The following is a 24,734-nucleotide window of genomic DNA, read 5'->3' as shown; positions in this document are numbered from 1 at the left end:
AGAGGAAGACCGATGAAGTACCTGGCCGCCCTGCTGGCAACCGCCGCCCCCGCCCTCGCCCATACGGGCGCCCATCTGCACCCGCATGGCGAGGCCCCCTCGGCCTGGCCGCTGATCGCGGCGGCGGCCCTCGTCGGCCTGGCCGGGGTGCTCATGGTCCGGCGGGCGCGGCGATGATCCCGGGCGAGGTGATCTGCGCGCCGGGCGAGATCGAGCTGAACGCGGGTCGCGCGGCGGTGACGCTGCGGGTGGCCAACACCGGCGACCGGCCGGTGCAGGTGGGCAGCCACTACCATTTTGCCGAGACCAACGCGGCGCTGGACTTCGACCGCGACGCGGCGCGGGGGATGCGGCTCGACATTGCCGCCGGCACGGCGGTGCGGTTCGAGCCCGGCCAGGCGCGGGAGGTGAACCTCATCCCCTACGGCGGGGCGCGAAAGGTCTATGGCTTCAACCAGAAGGTCATGGGGGCGCTGGAATGAGCCCCTTTTTCAACCCCGCGGCGATGATGCGCCTGCAGATGCAGTATGCCCAGATGACGCTGGAGGCCAGCGCCGTGATCTGGATGCGGATGCTGGGCATGGCCGGCGCCTGGAATGTGACTCCGGGCGAAAACGCGCGGATGGTGCGGGAGAAGCAGCTGGCTTTCGTGAAGGCCGCCGAGGCGGCTACGCTGGCCGCGCTCGGGGGCCGCGACGTGGCTGCGGCGGCGCTGCGGCCGGTACGGCAGAAGACGCGCTCCAACGTTCGGCGGCTGGGCCGGCGGGGGCCGAAGCTGGGATAGGGTTCGGGACGTTCAACCAGAATGGGAGTTCTGACATGTGCAATGCCTGCCTGATCGAGAATGTTCGTAAGAGTGCGATGAGCCGTCGCGGGTTTTTTGCCCGCAGTGCGGCGGCCGGGGTTGCGGCGGTGGCGGCCGGGGCGATGGCCGCCAAGCCCGCGCTGGCGCAGTCCACCGGCAAGGTGGTGGACCTGACCTGGACGCTGACACCGGAGTTTCCGACCTTTGACGGGATGCCGGGGATCGAGTTTGCGCCCGACAAGGACTATGCCGCCGATGGCTACAAGATCTGGAAGGTCTCGTTTTTCGAGCATTCCGGCACCCATATCGACGCGCCTGCGCATTTTGCCGAAGGGACGAACACGGTCGACATGCTGCCGCCCGAGAGCCTGATGTGCCCGCTCTGCGTGATCGACCTGAAGGCCAAGGCCGCCGAAGACCCGAACGCGATGGTGGAGCCGGAGGATATCGAGGCCTGGGTCTCGGCCAATGGCGAGATCCCGGAAGGGGCCTGCGTGGCGATGAACTCGGGCTGGGGCGCGAAGATGGGCGATCCGTCGTTCCGCAATGACGGCGCGGGGAACTTCGCCTTTCCGGGCTTCGCCAAGGCGGCGACGGACATGCTGCTGGAGATGGGCGTGGCGAGCATCGGGGTGGACACGCTCTCGCTCGATCCGGGCAACTCGGCGGATTTTGCGGTGCATTACTCCTGGTTGCCCGCCGGGCGCTACGGGATCGAGAACCTGGCCAACCTCGACGCGGTGCCGGCGGCCGGGGCCACGCTTTTCGTGGGCGCGCCCAAGCACGGCGGGGGCACCGGCGGGCCTGCCCGCGTGATGGCGGTGGTCTGATGGCGACGGTGCCCCTTCTGAGCGACGAGGAGCTCTCGCCCCGGGCGGCGGCGGTCTTTGCCGCGATCCGAAAGGCCAGGGGCACCGACTTCGTCAACAACTTCTGGCGGGCGCTGGCGCATGACGAGGCGGCGCTGGAGGCGACTTGGGCGCAGCTCTCGGCGGTAATGGCGCCGGGCGCGCTCGACCCGCTGGTGAAGGAGATGATCTACGTCGCGGTGAGCACGGCGAACGGGTGCTCCTACTGCGTGCACAGCCACACGGCGGCAGCGAAGGCCAAGGGGATGAGCGAGGCGATGCACGCCGAGCTGATCCGGGTGATCGGTGCGGCGATGATGACCAACGGGATGGTCACGGCGCTGCAGGTGCCGGTCGATGAGGTGTTTGATGTTTGAGGGCTCGGCTTGCGACGACTCAAGATATTCCTTACTTTTGGCGCAATGTAAGGAAATCTGCAGGAGTAAGTCATGAGCCTGATCTCGAAGATCACATCCAAGGGGCAAACCACCCTGCCCTCCGAGCTTCGCACCGCCCTGGACCTCATGCCGGGCGACCGCATTCGCTATGTCAAAGAGGCGGATGGCAGCTATCGCATCGTGAAGCTCTCCGGCTCCTTCGCCGACCTGAAGGGGGCGCTGAACCTCGGAAGGCCCGTGGAACTGGATGAGATCTCAGAAGCCGTGGGCCAGGCCAGGACCGCGCTGGGACGTGGGCATGATCGGTCTTGATACCAACGTCTTGCTGCGCTGGCTCTCTGCCGACGAAGGTCAGTCGGGTCGGTCCGAGTCCCAAGTGCGCCTTGTCGAGGAGGCCATTATCGGCGCCCGCGAGGAGTGTTTCGTGAACGCCGTGGTCGTTGCCGAAACGATCTGGGTGGTTGCCAATGTGTTCAAGCGCCCGGCTGAGACCCAGATCGAGATAGTCGAGCGCTTGCTCTACTCGGAGAACGTGAAGGTGTCGGACCGGCAGGCCGTGGAACTGGCGCTGGAGGAGTTCGCCAACGCGCCGGGCGGCGGCTTTGCCGACCAGTTGATCGGCGCAATCAATTCCGAAGCGGGCTGCAAGACCACGCTCACCTTCGACAAACGGGCCGCCCGCTCGAAACATTTCACCGCTCTCGCCTGAAAGGAGCCGCCATGGCCACCACGATCTCCCGTTCCGACTATGCCGCCATGTTCGGCCCGACCACCGGCGACAGGGTGCGGCTGGCGGATACCGATCTGGTGATCGAGGTGGAGAAGGATTTTACAACCTATGGCGAGGAGGTGAAATTCGGCGGCGGCAAGGTGATCCGGGACGGGATGGGGCAGTCTCAGGTGACGCGGGCAGAGGGCGCGGTGGATACGGTGATCACCAACGCGCTCGTGCTGGACTGGACCGGGATCTACAAGGCCGACATCGGGCTGAAGGACGGGCGGATCGCCGCCATCGGCAAGGCGGGCAACCCCGATACGCAGCCGGGGGTGGATATCATCGTCGGCCCCGGCACGGAGGCGATTGCGGGCGAGGGCAAGATCCTGACGGCGGGGGGCTTTGACAGCCACATCCATTTCATCTGCCCGCAGCAGATCGAGGATGCGCTGCACTCGGGGCTCACCACCATGCTGGGCGGCGGCACAGGGCCGGCGCATGGCACGCTGGCCACCACCTGCACGCCAGGGCCCTGGCACATCGGGCGAATGTTGCAGGCGCTGGACGGGGTGCCGATGAATATCGGGTTGGCGGGCAAGGGCAATGCCTCGCTGCCCGGCGCGCTGGTGGAGATGGTGGAGGGCGGGGCTTGTGCGCTGAAACTGCACGAGGACTGGGGCACCACGCCCGGCGCGATTGATTGCTGCCTGAGCGTGGCCGACGAGATGGACGTGCAGGTGATGATCCACACCGACACGCTCAACGAGAGCGGCTTTGTCGAGAACACGGTGGCGGCGATCAAGGGGCGCACGATCCATGCCTTTCACACCGAGGGGGCGGGCGGGGGCCATGCGCCGGATATCATCAAGGTTTGCGGCGAGGAGAACGTGCTGCCGTCCTCCACCAACCCGACGCGGCCCTTCACGGTGAACACGCTGGAAGAGCATCTCGACATGCTCATGGTGTGCCACCACCTCGACAAGTCGATCCCCGAGGACGTGGCCTTTGCCGAAAGCCGCATCCGGCGCGAGACGATTGCGGCGGAGGACATCCTGCACGACATGGGGGCGTTCAGCATCATCGCCAGTGACAGCCAGGCGATGGGGCGTGTGGGCGAGGTGGTGATCCGCACCTGGCAGACCGCCGACAAGATGAAGAAGCAGCGCGGGCGGCTCGCCGAGGAGACCGGCGACAACGATAATTTCCGTGCCCGGCGCTACGTGGCGAAATACACGATCAACCCGGCGATTGCGCACGGGATGAGCCATGAGATCGGCAGCATCGAGGTGGGCAAGCGGGCCGACCTTGTGCTGTGGAGCCCGGCGTTCTTTGGCGTGAAGCCGGAGATGGTGCTGTTGGGCGGCATGATCGCGGTGGCGCAGATGGGCGACCCGAATGCCTCGATCCCCACGCCGCAGCCGGTTTACACGCGGCCGATGTTCGGCTCGATGGGCCGCGCGGTGGAGCGCTCGGCGGCGCTCTTCGTCAGCGAGGCGGCGCTGGCCGGGGGGCTGCGCGGGCAACTCGGGCTGGCGAAGGATCTGCTGGCGGTGAAGGGCACGCGGGGGATCGGCAAGTCGTCGCTGAAGCTGAACGACGCGACGCCGAAGATCGAGGTGCACCCCGAAACCTACGAGGTGCGGGCGGATGGCGAGCTGCTGACCTGCCAGCCGGCGGAGCGGTTGCCGATGGCGCAGCGGTATTTCCTGTTCTGAGCAGGGTGGTGGGCAGATTGCCCTGCCTGCGGGCCGGGCGCAGGTCGGGCGTGGGCCGCCTGGGCCCTCGCCTCCCGCAAGCCGGTCAGTGCCGCCCGCGGTGGCGGGACGGGTTGAACCAACCGTGCGAGCGGCGGCCGGCGACATCCCCGGGCAGGCCCGAGGATGGCGGAGAGGGCGGCGAAGGAGCTCCCCGCGGCTCAGCCGAAGCGTTCGATCACCTCGAAGTCGTCGTCTTCCGGCGTTTCGGCGGAAGCCCTGGGCGTGGTGACGAGGGTGGTGCTGCGGCTCTCCCGCCAGAAGGCCGGGTCGTCGCGGATGTAGGCGGGCAGGCGCGTTGGGTCGAGCCTGCGGCGGGTTCCGTGGTGGAGGGTGACGGTGAAGGCCGCGCCGGTGACGGGGCCGTTGGGACGCGCCTCGACGAGGGCGCGGCGGAGCGCGGCCTCGCAGGTCTTCAGCACGGCCATCTGCGCCCGGATCGCGCCCAGCGCGTCGGCAAGGGCGGCAGGCTGGGTGGGCAGCGCGGGCGGAAAGGATTCGGGGCGGCTCATGGGGCAAGGGTGGACCGGCCGGGGTTAACGGGCCGTTACGCGCCACCCAGGGGCCGGGCCTTGCCGCCGCCGGAGTGCCGGCGCGCGCGGCGGGGCGCGCAGGATGCGATCCGGCCCGGCCTGATCCGCGACCAACTCCGCCACCGGGGCGCCGTGGCCCTTCCATGCCGTGCGAAACCCGTTAGGCTCGGGGCATTGTCTGCCGGGAGACCTCTGATGCGCCACCTGATCTGCTCTATCGGCCTTGTTGCCGCCGCCTCCCCTGCCCTTGCCGCCTGTCCGGTGGCCGCCGACATGGAGAGGGGCCTGCGGCTGGGTCTTGCCACGGGCGAGGTCGAGGAGGTGACGCGCGGCACGGCGGAGGGCGAGACGCGCTCGCGGTTCATCGTGGAGGGATACGTCTCCGAGGTGCGGCTGGGGCAAGGGGTGTTTCCGCTGGAGGTGCGGGAGGAGGAGAACGGCACCGAGGTGGCGACGCCGACGACCTACCGCTATGCCACCCCCCTGCCCGCCCCTGCGCCGGGGCTCGAAGTGTCGCTCGAGCTGGTGGTCGAGGGCGACGAGACCAGGCAGGAGCGGCACGACTACAGCTTCGGCACGCCGGTGACCTGGACCTATGGCAGCTGCGCCTACGAGGTGATCCCGGTGCGCACGGTGCATTTCAGGGATGGCACGGAGGTGAGCCGCGACAGCCTGCACTACCTGGTGGCCTTCGGGCACTCCTACCTCGCGGGCTATTCCGACGGGGAGAGCGAGGACGTTTATACCTATGTGAGCGTGGAGGCGATGCCATGATCCGGGCGGCGACAGCGGTGGCACTCTGCGCCACGACGGGCACGGCCGAGGCGGCCTGCCCGGTCGCGGGCGATCTGGGGCGCGGCGGCGTGCGGATGGTGCTGGAGGGCGGCGACCATGAGGACTTCCGCCGAGGCGGCGGCCCGGCGCTGGTGGAGAGCCGGCTCACCCAGGGCGGCGGGGAGACCCGGTTCACCTATGCGCGCGGGGTCTACCTGGTGGAGTCGCTCGAGTTGGAGGGCGGCGTTGCCCGGCCCGGAAGCCGCGCGACCTTTGCCCTGCCGATGCGCCCCGAGGAGACGCCGGAGCCGCTCCCTGGCCATGGCTGGGGCGTGCGGATAGTGGCGACCTATGGCAGCGATCCGGTCACCGAGATGCTGGGCCTGCGCTTTGGCGCGGCGGGCGAGGTGGAGATCGGCGGCTGCAGGCTCGCGGTGGTGCCGGTGGAACAGCGGATCTACGAGGACGGTGTGCAGGTGGCGCGGGAAGAGCGGCACTACCTGCCGGAGCTGGGCTTCAGCTATGCGGTGGCCTGGCACGAGGACGACCGGGTAGACCGCTACGACTATGTTTCGATCGAGGCGATGGAATGAGCGATTTGCAGACGGCACAGGAGGTGCGACGCGGGGCCGCCGAGGGCGCGGGCGACCGGGTGCGGCTGAGCTACGAGGAGAGGTTCCTGCGGCGCCGGGTGCTGGTGACCGAGGGCGCTGGCCGGGTGCTGGTGGATCTCGCCCGGACGACCTCGCTCGAGGCCGGCGACGCGCTGGTGCTGGCGGGTGGCGGGCTGGTGGCGGTGGAGGCGGCGGAGGAGCCGCTGCTGGAGGTGCGGGGAGACGGGCTGGTGCGGCTGGCCTGGCACATCGGCAACCGGCACACGCCCTGCCAGGTCGAGGCGGACCGGCTGCTGATCCGACGCGACCATGTGATGGCCGACATGCTGGCGCGGCTTGGGGCGGAGGTGGCGGAGGTGGTGGAGCCCTTCACGCCGGAGGGTGGCGCCTATGGCGAGGGGCGAACCCACGGGCACGACCACGGGGCGCAGCACGGGCCGGAGGGGCACGGGCACGGGCATGGACACGGGCATGGACACGGGCATGACCACGGGCATGGGCATTCGCATGAGCACTGAGCCTGCCGGCACCGAGGCGGTGCTGCGGCTGGCGCAATGGTTCTCGCCGGGGTTTCCGGTGGGGGCCTTCGCCTGGTCGCACGGGCTGGAGACGGCCCTGGCGGAGGGCCGGGTGGACCGCGGCGGCGTGGAGGCCTGGCTCGAAGGCGTGCTGGAGGATGGCGCGGGGCGTGCGGATGCGGCCCTGCTGGCGGCGGCCCATGGGGCGGAGGGCGCGGCCCTTGCGGGGGTGGACGCCCTGGCCCGCGCGCTGGCCCCCTCGGCGGAGCGGCTGGCGGAGACGGTGGAACAGGGCACGGCCTTTGCCCGGACGGTCTCCGCGCTCTGGCCGGACCGGGCGGTGGAGGCGCTGGCCTATCCGGTGGCGGTGGGACGGGCGGCGGCACTCCACGGGCTGGCGCTGGAGCTGACCGCGGTGATGTACCTGCAGGGCTTCATCGGCAACCTCGTGGCGGTGGCCACCCGCGCGGTGCCGCTGGGCCAGACCGAGGCGCAGGCGATGCTGGCGCGGCTGACGGCCCGCTGCGAGGGCGTGGCACGGCAGGCGATTGCGGGCGGGATCGAGGGGCTGGGGACGGCGAGCTTTGCCGCCGATGTGGCCGCGATGCGGCATGAGACTCTGTATTCTCGCGTGTTCCGGAGCTGAAGGCCCGAGGTCGCCTCGCTGCGCTCGGCGGGCTGGCCTCTTTGGCTGCGCCTCATCGGCCGGAGGCCCTTGCGGGGATGGCGGCGTGCGGGGCCTGATCGGCCGTCGTGCCGATCGAGGGGGCGGGATCGAGTACTCGCGGCAAGAAAACGCAGCGGGGGCGCGCGCAGGGGCGATCTTGCGCGCGGATTTGGCCCGTGGGAAGGATGGCGGGATGATCGCCCTGTCCTGCCTTCTGTCCTTCGTGCTGGTCGTGCTGGCCGCGCTGCACCTGATGTGGGCGCTGGGCCGGTGGTTTCCGCTCGGCGACGAGCGGGCGCTGGCGCGGGCGGTGCTGGGCGCGCGGGGCGTGGAGGCGATGCCCGGGGCGGTGGCCTGCGCGCTGGTGGTGGTGGCGCTGATCTTCGCGGCGGCCTGGGTGTGGTTGCCGGTGCATCCGGTGACGGTGCTCGGGCTGGCGGTTCTGACGGCGGTATTTCTCGCGCGGGGGGCGGCGGCCTATGTGGCGGCCTGGCGGCGGCTGGTGCCGGAAGAGCCCTTTGCCACGCTGGACCGGCGGATCTATGGCCCGCTCTGCCTCGGGATCGGGGCGGGCTTTCTCATTCTGACATATGGAGCTTTGACATGACGCGGTTGAACGGGCCCTTGCGGATCGGGATTGGCGGGCCGGTGGGTGCGGGCAAGACCACGCTGACGGGGGCGCTGGCGAAGGCGCTCTCGCCGCATCATTCGGTGGGGGTCATCACCAATGACATCTACACCCGCGAGGACGCCGAGGCGTTGGTGCGGGCACAGATTCTGCCGGCCGACCGGATCATCGGGGTGGAGACGGGGGGCTGCCCGCATACGGCGATCCGCGAGGATGCCTCGATCAACCTCGCCGCCGTGTCGGAGATGGTGAAGCGCCATCCCGAGGTGGAGGTGGTGCTGATCGAGAGCGGGGGCGACAACCTGTCGGCCACCTTCTCGCCGGAGCTGGCGGACCTGACGATCTATGTGATCGACGTGGCGGCGGGCGAGGAGATTCCGCGCAAGGGGGGGCCGGCGATTACCCGCTCGGATATTCTGGTCATCAACAAGACCGACCTCGCGCCCCATGTCGGCGCCTCGCTGGAGGTGATGGAGCGGGACGCGACGCGGATGCGCGCGGGGCGGCCCTTCTTCTTTTGCGCGATGCGGCATGGGCAGGGGCTGGAGGCGGTCATCGCGGAGATCCGGGCGCTGAGCGGGCTGGGCGAGGTGGCGGTGGAATGAACCCGCTCTACGACGCGCTGATCGCGCCCTGCGCGGACCGGGAGGGAGGCTTTTTGCTGCGGCCGGATGGCTCCGTGCTGCTGGGGTATTCCGAGTTCGTCGGGCAGGTCGGGCGCTACGCCCATGCGCTATCGGACCTCGGGCTGGAGCCCGGCGACCGGGTGGCGATGCAGCTGGAGAAGAGCCCGGAGATGCTGGCGCTGATCGGCGGCTGCATTGCCGCGGGGCTGGTATTTCTGCCGCTGAACACCGGGTATCCGGCGGCGGAGCTGGCCTATTTCGTGGAGAACTCGGGGGCGCGGCTGTTTTTGTGCGATCCGGGGGACCGGGAGGCGCTGGCGGGGCTGGAGAGGTTTGCGCGGATCGAGTGCCTCGGACCGGGGGGCGCGGGGAGTTTTGCGGCGCGGGCGGCGGGGTGCGACAGCGCCTTTGCGCCGGTGGCGCGGGGGCCGGACGACCTGGCGGCGTTTCTCTACACGTCCGGCACCACTGGGCGGTCGAAGGGGGCGATGATCTCGCACCGGAACCTGCTGAGCAATGCGCGGGTGCTGGTGGAGAGCTGGCATTTCACCGACGAGGACGTTCTGCTGCACGCGCTGCCGATCTTCCACACCCACGGGCTCTTCGTGGCGACGAACGTGGCGCTCTTGTCGGGCGCGCGGATGATCTGGCTGCCGAAGTTCGAGGTGGAGACGGTGCTGGAGGCACTGCCACGGGCCACGACGATGATGGGGGTGCCGACCTTCTACACCCGGCTGCTGGACGAGCCGCGCTTCGACGCCGCGCTGGCCGGGCACATGCGGCTCTTCATCTCCGGTTCGGCCCCGATGCTGGAGGAGACGCACCGGCAGTTCGAGGCGCGCACGGGGCAGCGGATCCTGGAGCGCTACGGGATGACCGAGACCAACATGCTGACCTCGAACCCTTATGACGGCGAGCGGGTGGCGGGGACGGTGGGCCCGCCCCTGCCCGGCGTGGAGCTGAAGGTGTGCGATGCGGAGGGCAAGGCCCTGCCCGATGGCGAGGTGGGGATGATCGAGGTGCGCGGGGAGAACGTGTTTTGCGGCTATTGGCAGATGCCGGAGAAGACGGCGGCCGAGTTGCGCGAGGACGGGTTCTTCATCACCGGCGATCTGGGCGTGATCGACGCGCGGGGTTATGTCAGCATCGTCGGGCGCGGGAAAGACCTCATTATTTCGGGGGGTTATAACATCTACCCCAAGGAGGTGGAGGCGGTGATCGACGCGGTGGAGGGCGTGCTGGAAAGCGCGGTGGTGGGGGCTCCGCACGGCGACTTTGGCGAGAGCCCGGTGGCGGTGATCGTGGAGGAGGCCGGGGCGGAGGTGGACCTTGGCGCGGTGCAGACGGCGCTGGACGAGGCGCTGGCGCGGTTCAAGCATCCGCGGCACTTCGATGTGGTGGAGGGGCTGCCGCGCAACACCATGGGCAAGGTGCAGAAGGCGGCGCTGCGGGAGCGTTACAAGCGGGTGTTCGGATGAGTCGGAAGATCGCGGCGGGGCCGGAGGAGCTGGCGACATTCGACGAGTTGCTCTCGATGTCGGGGCTGGAGTTCATGCAGGGGATTCTCGCGGGCGAGATCGCGGGGCCGCCGATCTCGGGCGTGATGGAGTACTGGCTGGACGAGGTGGCGGAGGGGCGCGTGGTGTTTCGCGGCGCGCCGAAGTTTGCCCATGCCAACCCGATGGGCGGCACCCATGGCGGCTGGTACGGCACGCTGCTCGACAGCTGCATGGCCTGCGCGGTGATGACGAAGGTGCCAAAGGGCAGCTGGTACACGACGCTGGAATACAAGGTGAACATCACCCGCCCGATCCCGGTGGGCTGCGAGGTGCTGGCGGTGGGCGAGGTCCAGCACGTGGGCCGCTCGACGGGCGTGGCGCGGGGCGAGATCCTGGGGGTCGAGGACGGGCGGGTCTATGCGACCGGGTCGACGACCTGCATGATCATGACGCGGTAGGCAGGCCGGATCACGGGGCCTTCGGCGCGAAGCTCTGGTGGATGAACTTCTTGTCGCAATAGCCGCATTCGACCTCGCCGGTCTCATGGCTCACGGAGAGCCAGACGCGGGGATGGCCAAGCGCGCCCTCGCCGCCGTCGCAGGAGACGCGCCAGGCGGAAACGACTTCGGTCTCGGGGGCGGCGATGGTCATGGGTCTCTCCTTGCGGGGGGCACGGGGGCGGGCCAGAATTGCCTCGTGAAAATAGCAGGATGGGGAGGCCGTTCAAGTGGGCAGCGGCATGAACGACGCGCGGTGGTTGGTCGCGCCGCACGCAGGGATGCGCCCGTTCCTGCGGCTGATGGCGGAGGCGGCAGAGCGGCTGGGCGGCCGGGTGGTGGCGGAGCCCTTCGTGGGGCGGTTCGGGTTTTACACCGACGCGGGCGGGCGGACGCATGCGGTGCATGGCGCGGCACTGGGGCTGAACGGCGACGCGGCGGCGCGGCTGGCGGGCGACAAGGATTATGCGGCGAAGGTGATGGCTTACGCGGGCGTGCCGGTGCCGGAGCATGTGATCGTGCTGGCCGGGGGGGATGCGGCGCCGGGGATCGCCTGGGCGCGGCAGGCCTGCGGCGTGCCGCTCTGGGTGAAGCCCAATGACGGGCATGGCGGCGCGGGCGTGGTGCGGGTGGAGGATTTCGGGGCGCTCGAGCCGGCGATGGCGCCGCTGCGGGAGGCCGGGCGGCACGTGCTGTTGCAGCGCGATGCGCCGGGGCGGGAATACCGGGTGATGGTGCTGGAGGGGCGCGTCGTGCTGGCCTACGAGCGGGTGCGGCCGGGCAGCGGGCCGGCCAACCTCTCGGCCGGAGGAGCGGTGCGGGATGGCGCACCGGGCGCGGAGGCGGAGGCGCTTGCGGTGCGGGCGGCGGAGGCACTGGGGCTGCGCTGGGCCGGGGTCGACTTGGTGGTGGGCGAAGAGACAGTGGTGCTCGAGGCCAACGCGGCGCCGGGGCTCGATGCCTATGCCTCGGCGGGCCCGGCGCAATGGGCGGCGGCGCGGGAGGCGCTCGGCGCGGCGCTGGAGGTGTTGGGCCGGTAGGCGGTGGGGTCACCCAGAAGGCTGGCTGGGGGGGATGGGGTGCACCAACCCCGCAGGCGATGTGCGGCGTGGCAGGGCAGATTGCCCACCCTGCGCGGGGTGAGCAGCTTCGCCGCGCCTCAGGCGGACGACAGCATCCGGCCCAGCGGGCGGCCGCCGAGGATGTGGACATGGAGATGCGGCACCTCCTGCACGCCATCGTGGCCGGCGTTGGAGATGAAACGGCAGCCCGGACCGTGGGCCTCGACCCCTTCCATCTCGCAGATCTTGCCCAGGGCGCGGGTGAAATCGACGATCTCGGCCTCGGAGGCCTCCTGGGCGAAGTGGTCGTAGCTCACGTAGGGGCCCTTCGGGATCACCAGCACATGCACGGGGGCCTGGGGGTTGATATCGCGGAAGGCCAGCGTGTGCTCGGTCTCGTAGACGGTGGAGTTGGGGATCTCGCCGCGCAGGATGCGGGCAAAAATGTTTTCGGGATCGTAGGTGTAGCCCATGTTTGTCCTCAGTCGGTGAAGAGATGCGGCGTGGAGGCGATCTCCCACGCCGTGTCGATCGGGATGCCGAGAAAGCGAGCCAGCGGCGGCACGTTCTCCTCGACGCTCGCGCTTTCGCGGATGCGGTCGAGATGCTCGAAACCCGCGTCGCGGATGCGCTCCTTCTCGAAGACGATATCATAGCGGATGGTCGGCAGCAGCCGCTCGAGCGTGTCCTGCGGGGTCTGGTCGCCCGCGAGCCCGACGCGGCGGGCATGGCCGAGCAGGTAGCTGTCGGTGAACTCGCACTCCAGATCGAGGATCTTGGTCGACGACTTGTCGGCGTGGAAATCCTGCATCAGGTCGATGTTGGCCGGGTCGAGGCAGATCACCAGGCGATCGGTGTCGTGGTAGTCGAAGAGCATCCGCATCAGCGCGCGGCGGTGGCGGGTGCGCTTTTCGAGGGTGGTCTGGATGCCGCCGAGGTCGGGAAGCCGGGCGCTCTCCTCGTTGAAGAGATACTCGATGACCGGGATGTTGGTGGTGGCACGGATGCGCTCGCACAGGCGCTTGGCGACGTGCCATTTCTTGCAGATGACGATCATCAGCTCGCGGCCCCGCCCGAGGCTCGCCTCGGTCTCCCAGAAGCGCGGCGCAAAGCGGCGGCCGATGCGGCCGCGGCCGGTGAGGAAGTGAAACAGCCTGCGGCCCTCGTTGGAGATCTGGAAGCTCTGATCGGCGGCGGCATAGAGCTTGCCGAGGCGCTTTTTCAGATCGGCGGCCTCGGGGCTGATCTTGCGCGCGAAGAGAAAATCCTGGCTGAGCAGCAGGTCGTAGTGGTCGTTGTAGAAGGTCACCGGCATGCCGTAGTCGGTGAACATGAGGAAGGTCAGGGTGCGGCAGCGGATCTCGTTCTCGGGCACGAGATGACGCACGATGGTCTGGAAGAAGGTCTCGTCGGGGATCCAGGTGGTGCGGAAGAAGCGCATCACGTCGCGCCGGGTCCTTGTGAAATCGAGCACCCATTCGACCGTGCGGCGGCGCAGGCACCACCATTGCGAGCCGATCATCATCTGGAGGTCGGCGGGCACGGGGCGGGTGAGGCCGAGGCGGCGCTGCCATTCGAGCGACTGGTAGAACAGCCACTTGTGCTTTCGTTCGTTGAGGAAGTGGCGGTAGATCAGCCGCTCCTCCTTCATCCCGGTCTTGATCCAGTCGGAATTGAAATAGTCGAAGCTCTCGATGTAATCGGCATCGTCGCGGTCGAGGAAATCGTGGGCGTATTCGGCCGACTTGATGGCCTGGCAATCGCCGGAGAGCATGTAGAAGTGGGTGGCGCGCGGAAAGGCCTCGATGGCCGACTCGACGGCGTTGAGGGTGGCCTGCACGAGGCTCCACTCGCCCCAGCCGCACTTGATGCGCTTGCGGGCGAAGGTGACGTTGGGATTGTCCTTCAGGGCCTCGCGAATCCTTGCGTAATGCTCCGGCCTGGCGCGGGCATCGAAGTGAATCGCCATGTAGTCGCCCACCACCGTCAGGCTCTCGGCCTGGGCGATGATGGCGTCGGGGTCCTTGTGACACAGCAGGATGAAGGCGATCTTTGCCAAGGTGGAAACTCGCGGAGCCTTTTTGAAGACACTGTTTAGGGTTAGTAGCGTAACCAAACATTGAAAAGACAGGGTTTCCTTGTAAGTTTCCCCGTCAATGGTGCCGGAAGGCCAACTTGCGGCCATATGCGTTTCTGGAGGCGGTGAATATGGGCTTTCCCGGCACTTGGATGACGGAGAGTGAGAGCGTGGTGTACCGGGTGGTGCCGAAGTGCGCCTGCTCGACCATCGGGCAGATCATGTTCTACTCCGATCACGGCAAGTTCTTTGACGGCGACATCCACGACAGCACCGCGGGGCTGCACAAATGGGCGCAGGAGGAGAGCCAGCCACTGATCGAGGCCAATGTGACGGCGCATCAGAGCTACGCCTTCACCTGCGTGCGCAACCCCTACACCCGGATCCTTTCGAGCTTCTTCGACAAGATCTGCGGCATCCAGCGCAACGGCAAGCGCTACCGGGGCAAGCTGGTGCCCATGCTGATCCAGAAATACGGGATCGAGGTGGGCGACCCGAAGAGCGGCTTCGAGTTCGACCAGATCAAGAGCTTCCGGCGGTTTTTGCTGTTCGCGCGCGACACCATCCGCTGGCGGCGACCGATGGAGCCCGACATTCACTGGAGCGCCATGTCGGGGCATATCAGCACCTTCATCGTGAACGGCGGGAGCTACGACAACATCTTCTGGACCGAGAAGTTCAACGAGGGGATGCAGTCGGTGCTGGACGCCGTCGAGATGCCCCATGAGGTCAAGCTGGACGAGATCCCGCGCTTCAACGAGAGCGAGGGGCACGGGCCGAAACGGGCGCATCCGGTGGAAGACTACTTCGACGACCTGTCGATGCATCTGGTCTACGAGATCTACAAGCGCGACTTCCAGCTCTTCAAGTATGACTTCGAGAACCCCGCCAACAAGATGCCAACGGGCGAGATCGACCTGGAAGAGGTGCACGCGAAGCTCGGGGATTAAGGCCCCGGCGCGATCCCCAGGTAGCCCAGCGCGGCACGGGTGAGGCGGGCGGCGAGGTCTTCGAAATCGTCCTCCCCGGCCAGCAGCGCGGCGTGGCTCAGGCCCATCGACATGGCCGTGAGGTCGCGCACGGCCTGCTCTGCGCGGGGCACGCCGCGCCCCCGCAGAAGTTGCACGAACCGGGCCGTCAGCCCCGCCTTGAGCGCGGCGAGGTCGGCATCCACCGCCATGTCCTGCTCGATGGTTTCGAGCCGCCGGGCCAGCTCCGGGTCGCGGGAATGGTGCAGCAGGCTGGCGCGCATGATCGCCCCGACAAGCTTGGGCAAGGGCGCGGCGCAGAGCGCGGCGTCGTCGAGCACGGTGGCGAAATCGCGCACCATCGCGGCCTTCATCTCCCGCACGAGCTCGGCGATGATCGCGTCCTTGGAGGGAAAGTACTGGTAGAGCGAGCCGATCGACACGCCGGCCCGCTCGGCCACGCTGTTGGTGGTCAGCGCCCGAGCGCCCTCGCTGCGCAAAATGTGAGCTGCGGCTTCAAGAACGGCATTCCATGTAGCCAGAGAGCGGGCCTGAGCCGGCTTTTTTCGGGGGGTTGCGGGGGCGGCCATGGCGGGATCCGAATGCGAGTTGGCAATGTGAATACTTGCTCACATTATGGAACGAGTGACCGCAGAGCAAGAGGGTGTCGAGATGAAGCGAGGGTTTGAATTCGACGGCGCGACGGTGCTGATCACCGGGGCCAGCCGGGGGATCGGGCGGGCGGCGGCAGAGCAGATGCTGGCGCGCGGCGCGACGGTGCTGACGGTGGCGCGCAGTGAGGCGGCGCTGGCCGAACTGAAGGCGCTGGAGCCGCGCCGCGTGCATGTGCTGGCCGCCGACCTCGCCGCGCCGGGGATGCCGCTGGCGGTGGCGCGCTGGGTGGCGGCAGAGCACCCGGGCTGCACCGGGCTCATCAACAACGCCGCCATCATGATCCACACCCGCCTGAGCGAACCCGCCGATCGCGGCCTGCCCGAGGAAGACCCGCGCGAAGCGGAGATTGCCCGCGAGGTTGCGGTGAACCTGATCGCGCCGCTCACGCTCACCGCGCACATGCTGCCGCTGCTGGCCCGCCGTCCGGGCGCCATGGTGGCCAATGTCACCTCGGGGCTGGCCATCGCGCCGCTGCCGGATGCGGTGACCTATTGCGCCACAAAGGCCGGGCTCGCCTCGGCCACGCGCGGGCTACGCAGCCTTGCGCGGGTGGAGGGCCGCGCGATGCAGCTGAGCGAGGTGGTCATGGCGCTGGTGGACACCGGGCTTTCGGCCCCGGCGAAGCGCAAGATGGCCCCGCAGGAGGCGGCGCGGCAGATGCTGGACGGGCTCGCGGCGGGGCGGCGCCGGGTGTTCGTTGGGCCGACGGGGGTGCTCTCGGCAATCGACCGGCTATGGCCCGCGATGGCAGACCGGATCATCGCCGGGAAGATGCGCGCTACGAAGGGGCCGATGGAGACTGGCATGCGGGGCGCCTGAGCTGCGCAAAGACACCCTGAAGGCGGATGCGCGGGCATGGCCGGGCTGCTCTTCGGGGCCTTCGGCCGCTCATCGCATGGGGCGGGGCAGCTGCGAGGAGGGCTCGGGAGGGGCCGAGGAGCGGCTGCCGGAGTGGCGGGACAGGGCCCGCCCTAGAGCAGGCCGGCCTTGTGAAAAACCTCGCGGAGCGGGCGCTCGGGGCGCGGGCCGATGTGGCGGATGACTTCGGCAGCGGCGGTGACGCCCATGCGGCCGGACATCTCCAGCGTCTGGCCGGTGGCGAGCCCATAGAGAAACCCGGCGGCGAACTGGTCGCCTGCCCCGGTGGCATCCACCGGCGTGACGCGCTGCACCGGCACCTCGACGCGCTCGTCGTCGCGGATCAGGATCACCGGGTTGCCGGAGCGGGTGCAGACCACCACCGGGCAGATCGCGGCGGCCTCGTTCAGCGCGGTTTCCAGGCTGTCGGTCTGGTAGAGCGATTTCCACTCCGCCTCGTTGCCGATGGTGTAATCCATGTCGTTCTCGATCAGCTCGCGGAAGCTGTCGCGGTGACGGTCGACGCAGAAGGGATCGGAGAGCGTGATGCCGGCCTTGCCGCCCGCGTGGTGGCAGGCGTTGGCGGCGGCCATGAAGGCGCGTTTGCCCTTGTCCTTGTCGAAGAGGTAGCCCTCGAGAAACAGGTAGCGGGTGTTCTCCATGACCGAAACGTCCACGTCCTCCTCGCCGAACTCGGCGCCGCAGCCGAGGTAGGTGTTCATCGAGCGCTCGCCGTCGGGGGAGACGAAGATCATCGAGCGGGAGGTGGGCGGCTGGCTCGCGTCATCGACCGGCGGGTTGGGAAAGGTGGTGCCGTCCTTCTCCATGTTCTCGGCGTAGAACCGGCCCAGTGCGTCGTTCTTGACCCGGCCGACGAAGGCGGTGGCCAGCCCCAGCGTGCCCAGCCCCGCCAGCGTGTTGGCGACCGAGCCGCCCGGCGTTTGCACCCGGTCGGTCATGGCGGCGTAGAGCACCTCGGCGCGCTTGCGCTCGACGAGCTGCATGATGCCCTTCTCGATGCCCATGTTGTCGAGAAAGCTGTCATCGCCGTGGGAGATCACGTCGACGATGGCGTTGCCGATGCCGACGACGTCATACTGGGTGGTCACAGGGTCTTCTCCTCGTAAAGGCAGATGTCGCGGATGATGCAGGTGGCGCAGAGCGGCTTGCGGGCCTTGCAGGTGTAGCGCCCGTGCAGGATGAGCCAGTGGTGGGCGTGCTGCTGGTATTCGGCCGGGATGCGGTCTTCGATGGCGCGCTCGACGGCATCGACATCGCGGCCGGGCGCGATGCCGGTGCGGTTGCCGACGCGGAAGATGTGGGTGTCGACGGCCTGGGCGGGGTGGCGGAACCACATGTTCAGCACCACGTTGGCGGTTTTGCGGCCCACGCCGGGCAGCGAGGTGAGGGCCTCTCGGGAGGAGGGCACGACGCCGTTGAACTCGTCGACGAGGATCCGGCTCAGCTTCATCACGTTCTTCGCCTTCTGGCGGAAGAGGCCGATGGTCTTGATGTGCTCGGTCAGCCCGTCGAGCCCGAGGTCGAGCATCTTCTGCGGCGTGTCGGCCAGGGCGAAGAGCGCGCGGGTGGCCTTGTTGACGCCTGCGTCGGTGGCCTGGGCCGAGAGGGCGACGGCGACCACCAGGGTGAAGGCGTTGGTGTGCTCCAGCTCGCCCTTGGGCTCGGGCTCGGCCTCGCGGAAGCGGGCGAAGACCTCGGAGATCTGGTGATATGTCATGGCGGGCGCGGGCATGGGCGCTGTTTTGCCCTGCGGGCGGGGAATGGGCAAGCGTAACGGTGGTTTGCGCACGCGCTGAGGTCGTGCCGCCTTAGCGCAACTTCCGGGTCGCCCTGGGCGGCGGGGGTTTCTATCTCTATCCTCGAAGGAGACATGCCGATGAACGCGCCCGTGAGAGAGATGGAAGAGAGCTACCACTACCAGGTGATGCGCCGTGCGCTCGACGTGATCGACGGGGCGGAGGGCAAGCTGACGCTGGAGGCGCTGGCGAGCGAGATGCGGATGTCACAGGCGCATTTCCAGCGGATGTTCAGCCAGTGGGTTGGCGTCAGCCCGAAGCGGTATCAGCAATACCTGACCCTCGGCCATGCCAAGGCGCTGCTCCGGGAGCGGTTCACCACGCTGGAGGCGGCGGACGAGGTGGGGCTCAGCGGGTCGGGGCGGCTGCACGACCTGTTCCTGCGCTGGGAGGCGATGAGCCCGGGTGACTATGCCAAGGGCGGCGCGGGGCTGGAGATCCGCTGGGGATGGTTCGAGAGCCCCTTCGGCCCGGCGCTGGTGATGGGCACGGAGAAGGGCCTGTGCGGCATCGCGCTCGCCGCCGAGATGGGGCCGGAAGCGGCGATGGACGACCTGCGCGGCCGCTGGCCGGGGGCGGCCTTCGTGGAGGATCCGATGGCGCTGCGGCCCTGGGTGCTTTCGGCCTTCGGGGCCGAGGGCAAGGGGGAGGAGACGCCGCTCTACCTCATCGGGGCGCCGTTCCAGATCAAGGTCTGGGAGGCGCTGATGCAGATCCCGACAGGCCATGTGACCACCTATTCCGAGATCGCGCGGGCCGTCGGATCGCCCAGGGCGGTGCGGGCGGTGGGCACGGCGGTGGGGCGCAACCCGGTGAGCTGGCTGATCCCCTGCCACCGCGCGATTGCCAAGTCGGGGGGCCTGGGCGGCTATCACTGGGGGCTGCCGGTGAAGCGGGTGATGCTGGCCTGGGAGGCCGCGCGGACCGAGGGGCGCGCGGCCGGCTGAGGGGCCAACAGGCGGCGCCGGGCCGCGGATGTCGTGGATTTCACGTGATGTGACAAGCCGGTGGAGGGCTGAAACATTCTGCGCGCGGGGCGGGCAGATTTCCGCTCAGCACGGGCGGATCACGCGATTTCGAGTTGGCTATGTCACATTTTAAAGGAACGAAGCGGCCCAGAGGGCGTTAAAGCCCCGACGTCCATGGGGACCAACCGTAAAGACAAGGACCGTAGCAGACATGATCCGCAATTCCCTTTTGATTTCCGCCGCCGCCGCCACCTTCCTCGCAGGCTGCGAAGGCGTCGGCCCGAAGACCCAGACGGGCGCCCTGACCGGTGCCGCCGTGGGGGCGCTGGCCGGCGTGGCGCTGGGTGACGACGAAGAGAGCCGCCGCCGCGGCGCCGTGCTCGGTGCCGCCGTCGGTGCCGGCGTGGGCGGTGCCATCGGCGCCAACCTCGACAAGCAGGCGCGGGAGCTCGACCAGAACCTCGACGGGCGCATCAAGGTGGTCAACACCGGCGACCGCCTGATCGTGACCATGCCGCAGGACATTCTCTTTGCCGTCGACAGCACGGCGCTGACCTCGACCCTGCAGGATGACCTCTACACCTTGGCCCGCAGCCTGAACGACTACCCCAATACCACCGTGCAGGTGATCGGGCATACCGACAGCGACGGTGCGGCCTCCTACAACCAGGATCTCTCGGAGCGTCGTGCACTCGCGGTGCGTGGTGTGCTGGTGAACGGTGGCGTGTCTTCGGGCCGGATCCAGGCGATCGGGCGCGGCGAGAGCCAGCCGGTGGCGACCAACCAGACCGCCTCGGGCAAAGCCGCCAACCGGCGCGTCGAGATCATCATCATCCCGAACACCTGATCGGATGAGCGTGTAACCAGTTCGGACCGGGGCCCGTCCCTGCCCCGCTCCGTCTTTGCTCCCGCCCTGCCTGTGGCGGGGGCACCTTGCCCCCTCCCCCCGGAACGTGGTCAAATCACTTGACCAATTCCGGGGGGCTTTTTCATGCCGTTCCAGCCTGTCAATGCCGCGCGTCTGAGCGATGCGGTGGTGGAGCAGATCGAGCTGCTGATCCTGCGGGGCGTGCTGCGCCCCGGAGAGCGGCTGCCGGCGGAGCGTGACCTGGCCGAGCGCATGGGCGTGTCGCGCCCCTCGCTGCGTGAAGCGCTGGGGGCGCTGCAGGACAAGGGCCTGCTGGAGGCGCGGGCCGGCGCGGGGGTGTTCGTGTCGGAAGGGCTGCGCTCGGTCTTTCCGCCAGCCCTGGTGCGGCTCTTTGCCGGGCATCGGGAGGCGGTGGTGGATTACATCGGCTTCCGCCGCGACCTCGAGGGCCAGGCGGCGGAGCGGGCGGCGGTGCATGGCACCGAGGGAGACCACGAGGGAATTGCCCGGGCGCTGGCGGAGATGGAGGCGGCCCACGGGCGGCGGACGACGGCCGAGGAGGAGGCCGAGCTGGACGCGGGCTTTCACATGGCGATCCTGGAGGCGGCGCACAACGTGGTGCTCCTGCACATGATGCGGGCGATGTTCGGGCTGCTGCGCGAGGGTGTCTTCTACAACCGTCAGATCATGTTCCGGAACCAGCCGACGCGGGAGCGGCTGCTGGCGCAGCACCGGACCATCGCGGAAGCGATCCTGGCCCGCGACGCCGCGGCGGCCCGGAGGGCGGTGGAGGCACATCTCGACTTCGTCGAGCGGGCGCTGGCCGAGCAGGGGAAGGCCGAGGTTCACGAGGCGGTGGCCCGGCAGCGGCTGGAGCGTTAGGCGGGGCGCCCGCCCTGGGCGAAGCGGCCGGTCCAGGTGGGGATGGTATCTCCCTTGGCCGGGGTGGCGTGGTAGACGCCGCGGGCGATGGCGCGGGCGAGGCAGGTGGCGGCGGCGTGGCCGATGCGGAGCGCATCCCACTGCGGGTCTTCCAGCGGCCGGGCGCCGGTGGCGGCCCCGAAGACAAGGTCTCCATCGAAGGGCGTGTGCGAGGGCACCAGCGCGCGGGCCATGCCGTCATGCGCGGCCACGGCCATGCGCAGGCATTGCGCCGGGTCGAGCGCCGCGTCGGTCGCCACGATGGCGATGGTGGTGGCCTCGCCCGCGAGTTTTTCGAGGCTGGGTTCGAAGCCCGCATCGGTCGTCTCAGGCCCGCCGAGGCCGCCGAACTCGCCCGCCATCTCCCAGGCCCCGGCCCAGAAGCGGGGGCCCTTGCCCTCGATCGCGGAGCCGACCGCGTTGACGCCGACCAGCGCCCCCACGGTGATGCCGCTCTCCAGCACCACGGAGGCCGAGCCGAGCCCGCCCTTCAGCGTGGTGGTGGTGGCCCCGGTGCCGCAGCCCACGGAGCCGAGCTTGAAGCTGGCGCCGGCGGCGTCCAGCGCCATGCGGCCCATCGACTTGTAGGGATTTTCCTTCCAGTCCTTGTCGCCGCCGTTCAGCAGGTCGAAAAGGATGGCGCCGGGGACGATGGGCACGCGGACCTCGCCGACCTGGTAGCCACGGCCCTGCGCGCGCAGGCCGTCGGCCACGCCGGAGGCGGCATCGAGCCCGAAGGCGGAGCCGCCGGAGAGCACGAGGGCATCGACCCTCTGCACCAGCTTGTCGGGGGCGAGCAGATCGGTTTCGCGGGTGCCGGGGGCGCCGCCCATGACATGCACGGAGGCCACGAAGGGCGCGTCGCCCACCAGCGCGGTCACGCCGGATTTGACCTGGGTGTTCGTGGCGTTGCCGACCCGGAGGCCGGCGACATCGGTGATGAGATTGCGTGGACCCGGCTTCATTGCTGCCCCCTTCATGCGCTTGGCGCAGGTGTTGCCGATCGGCGGCCCCGGTGCAAGGGGCGCGGCTCAGTCGTGGAGGTCGAAGGCGCCGTGGTAGGTGAGGCGGGGCGTGTCGGCGAGGCGGAAGGGGAAGCCGCCGGTGGCGCGTTCGTCGATGACCACCACGGTATCGGCTCCGGCGGTGATGTGGTTCACGTCGAGCAGGGTCTCGCCGGTGAAGGTGGCCTCGAGCAGGGGTTCGAGGCCCGTGCCGTGGCCCATCCGCACGAAGGCCGGGTCGATGAAGGCTTCGGGCAGGTCGACGGTGAGTTGGGCCGGTTCGTCGGCCAGGTGCCCGTCCATCGGCGGCAGGACATAGGCCACGGCCGCCGCCTCGCTGCCGAAGGTGCCGGAAAAGAGATGCAGGCGCCGGTTGCCCGGCGGCAGCGGTGCGGCGCGGTGTTCCTCCGAACGGGAGGCGAGGCCGAGCAGGCGGAGGAGGAGGCGGAGCATGCGGCAGGCTACCCGGTGGCGTGCGGCCGGGGCAAGCGGCGCGCGGCCAGAGGCAGGCCGACCAGCAAGGCGGTGAAATAGGCGGCGGTGAGCGCGAGGGAGGCCGATTGCACCAGCGGTGAGGCGGGCACGGCGCCGAGCGGCAGGAGGGCGAGCAGGCAGAGGGCGGCGAGCGCGGCGACGAGGGCGCTGGCCGGGCGCTCCCAGAGCGGGCGGGAGGCATGCCGGTCGAGCCAGGGCAGCGCAACCCAGAGCGCGAGGGCGGCGAAGAAAGCGAGGATCCCGGCGGTCTTGTCGGGCGGGGCCCTGAGGATGGCGTAGAACGGTAGCAGCCAGGTTTCGGGGAGGATGTGGACCGGGGTGGCGAGCGGATTGGCGGGCAGCGGGGTGCGGCGCACGTCGGCGAGGATGTCGGCGGTGCTGGCAAAGGCGTCGGGGGCGGCTGGCGGCGGCAACGGCAGCGCGAGCGCGGCGAGGAGGGCCACGGCCGGGATGAGGGCCAGAGCGGAGGGGTGGCGGAGGTGCCAGTACTGGCCGAGGTGGCGCAGGAGCACGGCGAGAAGCGCGAGCGGCAGGAGCGCGGGCGCCAGAGCGGGGAGCGACGCGGCAGGGCCCGATGCCAGCGCGAAGCTCACCTGCCCCCAGGGCAGGAGATAGCCGAGAAAGCCCAGCGCAACGCCGGTGACGGCCAGCGCCGAGAGGCCGACCCAGGTGCCACGGTGCGGCGCCCCGTGCAGCCCGCAGAGCGCGCCGAGCAGGAGGAGCGCAAAGAGGAGCGGCTCGGAGAGGCCGGCGGCGCGGTGGAGGGCGAAGCCGAGCGTCGGGTCGAAAAGTGGCGCGATGAGCTGGCCCGAGGCGAGGGCCGCGACGAAGAGGGCCATGGCGTGTGCCACGGCCCACCAGGCGGCGGGGAGGCCTAGATGCATCGGCCGCCGTCGACCTCGAGCGCGGTGCCGGTGATCATGGAGGCCTCGTCGGAGCACAGGAAGGCCGCCGCCGCGCCGAGATCCTCCGGCGTGGAGAAGCGCCCGAGCGGGATGGTGGCGAGGAACTTCGCCCGCATCTCGGGGGTGTCCTCGCCCATGAAGCTCGCCAGCAGCGGGGTTTCACCGGCCACCGGGCAGAGCGCGTTGACCCGCACGCCCGAGGGCGCAAGCTCGACCGCCATGGCCTTGGTGGCGGTGATGACCCAGCCCTTGGAGGCGTTGTACCAGTTGAGCCGCGGGCGGGGGGAGAGGCCGGCGGTGGAGGCGATGTTGAGCACCGCGCCCGTGCCACGGGCCTTCATCGCCGCAATCACGGTGCGGGCGGAGAGGTAGATAGACTTCATGTTGATCGCGGTGACGCGGTCGAAATCTTCCTCCGAGACCTCCTCCATCGGCGCGGGCAGATGGGTGACGCCGGCGTTGTTGACGAGGATGTCGGTCTGCCCGGCCTCGCCTGCGCAGGCCTCCCAGCCGGCCAGGGTGGCCACGTCCATCGCCAGCGAGCGGCCGCCGATCTCCTCGGCGACGGCGGCGGCGGCCCGGGCGTTGATGTCGGCAACCAGCACTTGGGCGCCCTCGGCCGCGAACTTGCGCGCGATGCCCGCGCCGAAGCCCGAACCGCCGCCGGTGACGATGGCGCGTTTGCCCTTGAGTCGCATGTCAGGTTCCTCCCTCTTGTCGGGCCGATGAGAGGGCATGGGGCGGCGGGGCGCAAGGGGCCGAAGGCAGCGCGGGGCCGGTCAGCGGCGGGCGGAGCGCTCGGGCGCGGAGGCGAAGAAGGCGGCGTCGTGGTCGGCAGCGGCGGGGATGGCACGGGCGAGGGTGTCGCGGCCCTCGGGGGTGAGCGAGACGGCCACGGCGCGGCGGTCGCGCTGCGAGGGCGTGCGGGTGACCAGGCCCATGGCCTCGAGCTTGCGCACCAGACCGGAGATATGCATCCGGTCCATGCCGGAGACATTGGCGATGCGTTGCTGGGTCACCGCCCCGCCCTCGCGGGTGAGCCAGCCGATGACGGCGAGGACGGAGAAGAGCGGCTGGGTGAGGCCCAATGCAAGCAGGCTGGCCGAGAGGCTGCGTTGCCAACCGAGGAAGCGGTGCCAGAGCCGGAAGCCATCGGACTCGGTCGGGTTTCCGGCGCGGGAGAGGGTTTCTGTCAGGGTGAGGGGCATCGGCGGTGATTGTAATACTGTTTACAGGCGCCG

General features: G+C 69.3%; 34 protein-coding genes. 22 read left to right on the top strand and 12 right to left on the bottom strand.

All coding sequences use genetic code 11. The features are described from left to right. The first annotated feature begins 12 nt into the window (after positions 1 to 12). The 8 genes from BUR94_RS20395 (at position 13) to ureC (ending at position 4,481) form a co-directional block, all read left to right on the top strand. On the top strand, positions 13 to 177 hold the full coding sequence (locus tag BUR94_RS20395) for an LPXTG cell wall anchor domain-containing protein (protein WP_139301205.1): 165 nt from the start codon (positions 13 to 15) through the stop codon (positions 175 to 177). Next, positions 174 to 482, top strand: a complete 309-nt coding sequence (locus BUR94_RS02315) for an urease subunit beta (RefSeq protein WP_074254654.1) — start codon at positions 174 to 176, stop codon at positions 480 to 482. Before BUR94_RS20395 ends, BUR94_RS02315 begins: the two co-directional genes overlap by 4 nt. Further along, complete coding sequence (locus tag BUR94_RS02310) at positions 479 to 784, top strand: hypothetical protein (protein ID WP_074254653.1); 306 nt, start codon at positions 479 to 481, stop codon at positions 782 to 784. Before BUR94_RS02315 ends, BUR94_RS02310 begins: the two co-directional genes overlap by 4 nt. A 35-nt stretch (positions 785 to 819) precedes the next feature. Beyond that, the gene (locus tag BUR94_RS02305; RefSeq protein WP_074254652.1) at positions 820 to 1,635 is read left to right on the top strand and encodes a cyclase family protein; all 816 of its coding nucleotides are present in this window, start codon (positions 820 to 822) and stop codon (positions 1,633 to 1,635) included. Beyond that, positions 1,635 to 2,030 (top strand): carboxymuconolactone decarboxylase family protein, encoded by a 396-nt coding sequence (locus BUR94_RS02300; RefSeq protein WP_074254651.1) that lies wholly within the window; start codon positions 1,635 to 1,637, stop codon positions 2,028 to 2,030. The genes BUR94_RS02305 and BUR94_RS02300 overlap by 1 nt, the downstream gene beginning before the upstream one ends. Positions 2,031 to 2,102: 72 nt before the next feature. Beyond that, complete coding sequence (locus BUR94_RS02295; RefSeq protein ID WP_074254650.1) at positions 2,103 to 2,363, top strand: AbrB/MazE/SpoVT family DNA-binding domain-containing protein; 261 nt, start codon at positions 2,103 to 2,105, stop codon at positions 2,361 to 2,363. Next, positions 2,350 to 2,760 (top strand): type II toxin-antitoxin system VapC family toxin, encoded by a 411-nt coding sequence (locus BUR94_RS02290; protein ID WP_074254649.1) that lies wholly within the window; start codon positions 2,350 to 2,352, stop codon positions 2,758 to 2,760. The genes BUR94_RS02295 and BUR94_RS02290 overlap by 14 nt, the downstream gene beginning before the upstream one ends. Before the next feature lie 11 nt (positions 2,761 to 2,771). Then, positions 2,772 to 4,481, top strand: a complete 1,710-nt coding sequence (ureC, locus tag BUR94_RS02285) for an urease subunit alpha (protein ID WP_074254648.1) — start codon at positions 2,772 to 2,774, stop codon at positions 4,479 to 4,481. Positions 4,482 to 4,681: 200 nt separating this feature from the next. On the opposite strand, the gene BUR94_RS02280 is transcribed toward ureC, so the two are convergent. Further along, a complete protein-coding gene (locus BUR94_RS02280) occupies positions 4,682 to 5,032 on the bottom strand; it encodes a hypothetical protein (protein WP_074254647.1) in 351 nt (116 codons plus the stop codon). A 216-nt stretch (positions 5,033 to 5,248) separates the two neighbouring features. Between BUR94_RS02280 and BUR94_RS02275 the strand changes: the two genes are divergently transcribed. From BUR94_RS02275 to BUR94_RS02240, 8 genes are all read left to right on the top strand, one after another. Then, positions 5,249 to 5,827 (top strand): hypothetical protein, encoded by a 579-nt coding sequence (locus BUR94_RS02275; RefSeq protein ID WP_074254646.1) that lies wholly within the window; start codon positions 5,249 to 5,251, stop codon positions 5,825 to 5,827. Beyond that, positions 5,824 to 6,420, top strand: a complete 597-nt coding sequence (locus tag BUR94_RS02270; RefSeq protein WP_074254645.1) for a hypothetical protein — start codon at positions 5,824 to 5,826, stop codon at positions 6,418 to 6,420. Before BUR94_RS02275 ends, BUR94_RS02270 begins: the two co-directional genes overlap by 4 nt. After that, positions 6,417 to 6,959 carry an urease accessory protein UreE gene (locus BUR94_RS02265; protein WP_074254644.1) on the top strand — a complete coding sequence of 181 codons (543 nt, stop codon included), beginning with the start codon at positions 6,417 to 6,419 and terminating at the stop codon, positions 6,957 to 6,959. The genes BUR94_RS02270 and BUR94_RS02265 overlap by 4 nt, the downstream gene beginning before the upstream one ends. After that, positions 6,949 to 7,605 (top strand): urease accessory protein UreF, encoded by a 657-nt coding sequence (locus BUR94_RS02260; RefSeq protein WP_074257537.1) that lies wholly within the window; start codon positions 6,949 to 6,951, stop codon positions 7,603 to 7,605. Before BUR94_RS02265 ends, BUR94_RS02260 begins: the two co-directional genes overlap by 11 nt. A 214-nt stretch (positions 7,606 to 7,819) precedes the next feature. Next, on the top strand, positions 7,820 to 8,233 hold the full coding sequence (locus BUR94_RS02255; RefSeq protein ID WP_074254643.1) for a DUF3995 domain-containing protein: 414 nt from the start codon (positions 7,820 to 7,822) through the stop codon (positions 8,231 to 8,233). Then, a complete protein-coding gene (gene ureG, locus BUR94_RS02250) occupies positions 8,230 to 8,859 on the top strand; it encodes an urease accessory protein UreG (protein ID WP_074254642.1) in 630 nt (209 codons plus the stop codon). The genes BUR94_RS02255 and ureG overlap by 4 nt, the downstream gene beginning before the upstream one ends. Continuing rightward, a complete protein-coding gene (locus BUR94_RS02245; protein WP_074254641.1) occupies positions 8,856 to 10,358 on the top strand; it encodes a malonate--CoA ligase in 1,503 nt (500 codons plus the stop codon). Before ureG ends, BUR94_RS02245 begins: the two co-directional genes overlap by 4 nt. Then, positions 10,355 to 10,837, top strand: coding sequence for a PaaI family thioesterase (locus BUR94_RS02240; RefSeq protein ID WP_074254640.1), 483 nt, complete (start codon positions 10,355 to 10,357; stop codon positions 10,835 to 10,837). Before BUR94_RS02245 ends, BUR94_RS02240 begins: the two co-directional genes overlap by 4 nt. 10 nt (positions 10,838 to 10,847) lie before the next feature. On the opposite strand, the gene BUR94_RS02235 is transcribed toward BUR94_RS02240, so the two are convergent. Then, entirely contained in the window at positions 10,848 to 11,030 is a 183-nt protein-coding gene (locus tag BUR94_RS02235) for a zinc-finger domain-containing protein (protein WP_074254639.1), read from the bottom strand. Between the two features lie 88 nt (positions 11,031 to 11,118). Between BUR94_RS02235 and BUR94_RS02230 the strand changes: the two genes are divergently transcribed. After that, complete coding sequence (locus BUR94_RS02230; protein WP_139301204.1) at positions 11,119 to 11,916, top strand: ATP-grasp domain-containing protein; 798 nt, start codon at positions 11,119 to 11,121, stop codon at positions 11,914 to 11,916. 119 nt (positions 11,917 to 12,035) lie between these two features. Here the strand turns inward: BUR94_RS02230 and BUR94_RS02225 are convergent, their stop codons facing one another. Beyond that, positions 12,036 to 12,410, bottom strand: a complete 375-nt coding sequence (locus BUR94_RS02225) for an HIT domain-containing protein (protein ID WP_074254637.1) — start codon at positions 12,408 to 12,410, stop codon at positions 12,036 to 12,038. A gap of 8 nt (positions 12,411 to 12,418) precedes the next feature. Beyond that, on the bottom strand, positions 12,419 to 13,996 hold the full coding sequence (locus tag BUR94_RS02220; RefSeq protein WP_074254636.1) for a DUF5928 domain-containing protein: 1,578 nt from the start codon (positions 13,994 to 13,996) through the stop codon (positions 12,419 to 12,421). Positions 13,997 to 14,145: 149 nt separating this feature from the next. On the opposite strand from BUR94_RS02220, the gene BUR94_RS02215 reads away from it, so the two are divergent. Further along, on the top strand, positions 14,146 to 14,964 hold the full coding sequence (locus tag BUR94_RS02215) for a sulfotransferase family protein (RefSeq protein ID WP_074254635.1): 819 nt from the start codon (positions 14,146 to 14,148) through the stop codon (positions 14,962 to 14,964). Here BUR94_RS02215 and BUR94_RS02210 read toward each other — a convergent pair. Further along, entirely contained in the window at positions 14,961 to 15,572 is a 612-nt protein-coding gene (locus BUR94_RS02210; RefSeq protein ID WP_074254634.1) for a TetR/AcrR family transcriptional regulator, read from the bottom strand. The two genes, BUR94_RS02215 and BUR94_RS02210, sit on opposite strands and share 4 nt — an antisense overlap. Positions 15,573 to 15,618: 46 nt before the next feature. Between BUR94_RS02210 and BUR94_RS02205 the strand changes: the two genes are divergently transcribed. Continuing rightward, positions 15,619 to 16,476: an SDR family NAD(P)-dependent oxidoreductase gene (locus BUR94_RS02205; RefSeq protein ID WP_084192881.1), complete on the top strand. Its 858-nt coding sequence runs from the start codon at positions 15,619 to 15,621 to the stop codon at positions 16,474 to 16,476. A 152-nt stretch (positions 16,477 to 16,628) separates the two neighbouring features. Here the strand turns inward: BUR94_RS02205 and BUR94_RS02200 are convergent, their stop codons facing one another. Both BUR94_RS02200 and nth read right to left on the bottom strand, forming a co-directional pair. Continuing rightward, the gene (locus BUR94_RS02200; RefSeq protein WP_245794337.1) at positions 16,629 to 17,624 is read right to left on the bottom strand and encodes an adenosine kinase; all 996 of its coding nucleotides are present in this window, start codon (positions 17,622 to 17,624) and stop codon (positions 16,629 to 16,631) included. After that, positions 17,621 to 18,268, bottom strand: coding sequence for an endonuclease III (gene nth, locus BUR94_RS02195; RefSeq protein ID WP_084192880.1), 648 nt, complete (start codon positions 18,266 to 18,268; stop codon positions 17,621 to 17,623). Before nth ends, BUR94_RS02200 begins: the two co-directional genes overlap by 4 nt. A gap of 144 nt (positions 18,269 to 18,412) precedes the next feature. On the opposite strand from nth, the gene BUR94_RS02190 reads away from it, so the two are divergent. From BUR94_RS02190 to BUR94_RS02180, 3 genes are all read left to right on the top strand, one after another. Beyond that, positions 18,413 to 19,279 carry a methylated-DNA--[protein]-cysteine S-methyltransferase gene (locus BUR94_RS02190; protein ID WP_139301203.1) on the top strand — a complete coding sequence of 289 codons (867 nt, stop codon included), beginning with the start codon at positions 18,413 to 18,415 and terminating at the stop codon, positions 19,277 to 19,279. 232 nt (positions 19,280 to 19,511) lie between these two features. Further along, the gene (locus tag BUR94_RS21000; RefSeq protein WP_074254632.1) at positions 19,512 to 20,147 is read left to right on the top strand and encodes a YiaD family glycine zipper/OmpA-like lipoprotein; all 636 of its coding nucleotides are present in this window, start codon (positions 19,512 to 19,514) and stop codon (positions 20,145 to 20,147) included. A 144-nt stretch (positions 20,148 to 20,291) separates the two neighbouring features. Then, positions 20,292 to 21,050: a FadR/GntR family transcriptional regulator gene (locus tag BUR94_RS02180; RefSeq protein WP_074254631.1), complete on the top strand. Its 759-nt coding sequence runs from the start codon at positions 20,292 to 20,294 to the stop codon at positions 21,048 to 21,050. Here BUR94_RS02180 and BUR94_RS02175 read toward each other — a convergent pair. The 5 genes from BUR94_RS02175 to BUR94_RS02155 all read right to left on the bottom strand — a co-directional run bounded on the left by BUR94_RS02175 (position 21,047) and on the right by BUR94_RS02155 (position 24,701). Then, positions 21,047 to 22,054 carry a P1 family peptidase gene (locus BUR94_RS02175; RefSeq protein ID WP_074254630.1) on the bottom strand — a complete coding sequence of 336 codons (1,008 nt, stop codon included), beginning with the start codon at positions 22,052 to 22,054 and terminating at the stop codon, positions 21,047 to 21,049. The genes BUR94_RS02180 and BUR94_RS02175 overlap by 4 nt on opposite strands. A 66-nt stretch (positions 22,055 to 22,120) precedes the next feature. Continuing rightward, positions 22,121 to 22,546 carry a hypothetical protein gene (locus BUR94_RS02170; RefSeq protein WP_074254629.1) on the bottom strand — a complete coding sequence of 142 codons (426 nt, stop codon included), beginning with the start codon at positions 22,544 to 22,546 and terminating at the stop codon, positions 22,121 to 22,123. A gap of 8 nt (positions 22,547 to 22,554) precedes the next feature. Next, a complete protein-coding gene (locus tag BUR94_RS02165) occupies positions 22,555 to 23,427 on the bottom strand; it encodes a hypothetical protein (protein ID WP_074254628.1) in 873 nt (290 codons plus the stop codon). 35 nt (positions 23,428 to 23,462) lie between these two features. Beyond that, positions 23,463 to 24,191, bottom strand: coding sequence for a glucose 1-dehydrogenase (locus BUR94_RS02160; RefSeq protein WP_074254627.1), 729 nt, complete (start codon positions 24,189 to 24,191; stop codon positions 23,463 to 23,465). A gap of 81 nt (positions 24,192 to 24,272) precedes the next feature. Then, positions 24,273 to 24,701: a MarR family winged helix-turn-helix transcriptional regulator gene (locus tag BUR94_RS02155; protein WP_074254626.1), complete on the bottom strand. Its 429-nt coding sequence runs from the start codon at positions 24,699 to 24,701 to the stop codon at positions 24,273 to 24,275. Positions 24,702 to 24,734 lie beyond the last annotated feature (33 nt).

Source organism: Vannielia litorea, from assembly GCF_900142295.1.
In the GTDB taxonomy this organism is placed as follows: domain Bacteria; phylum Pseudomonadota; class Alphaproteobacteria; order Rhodobacterales; family Rhodobacteraceae; genus Vannielia; species Vannielia litorea.
The sequence above is the reverse complement of the archived record's forward strand: the minus strand, read 5'-3'. Positions and strand labels throughout refer to the sequence as shown.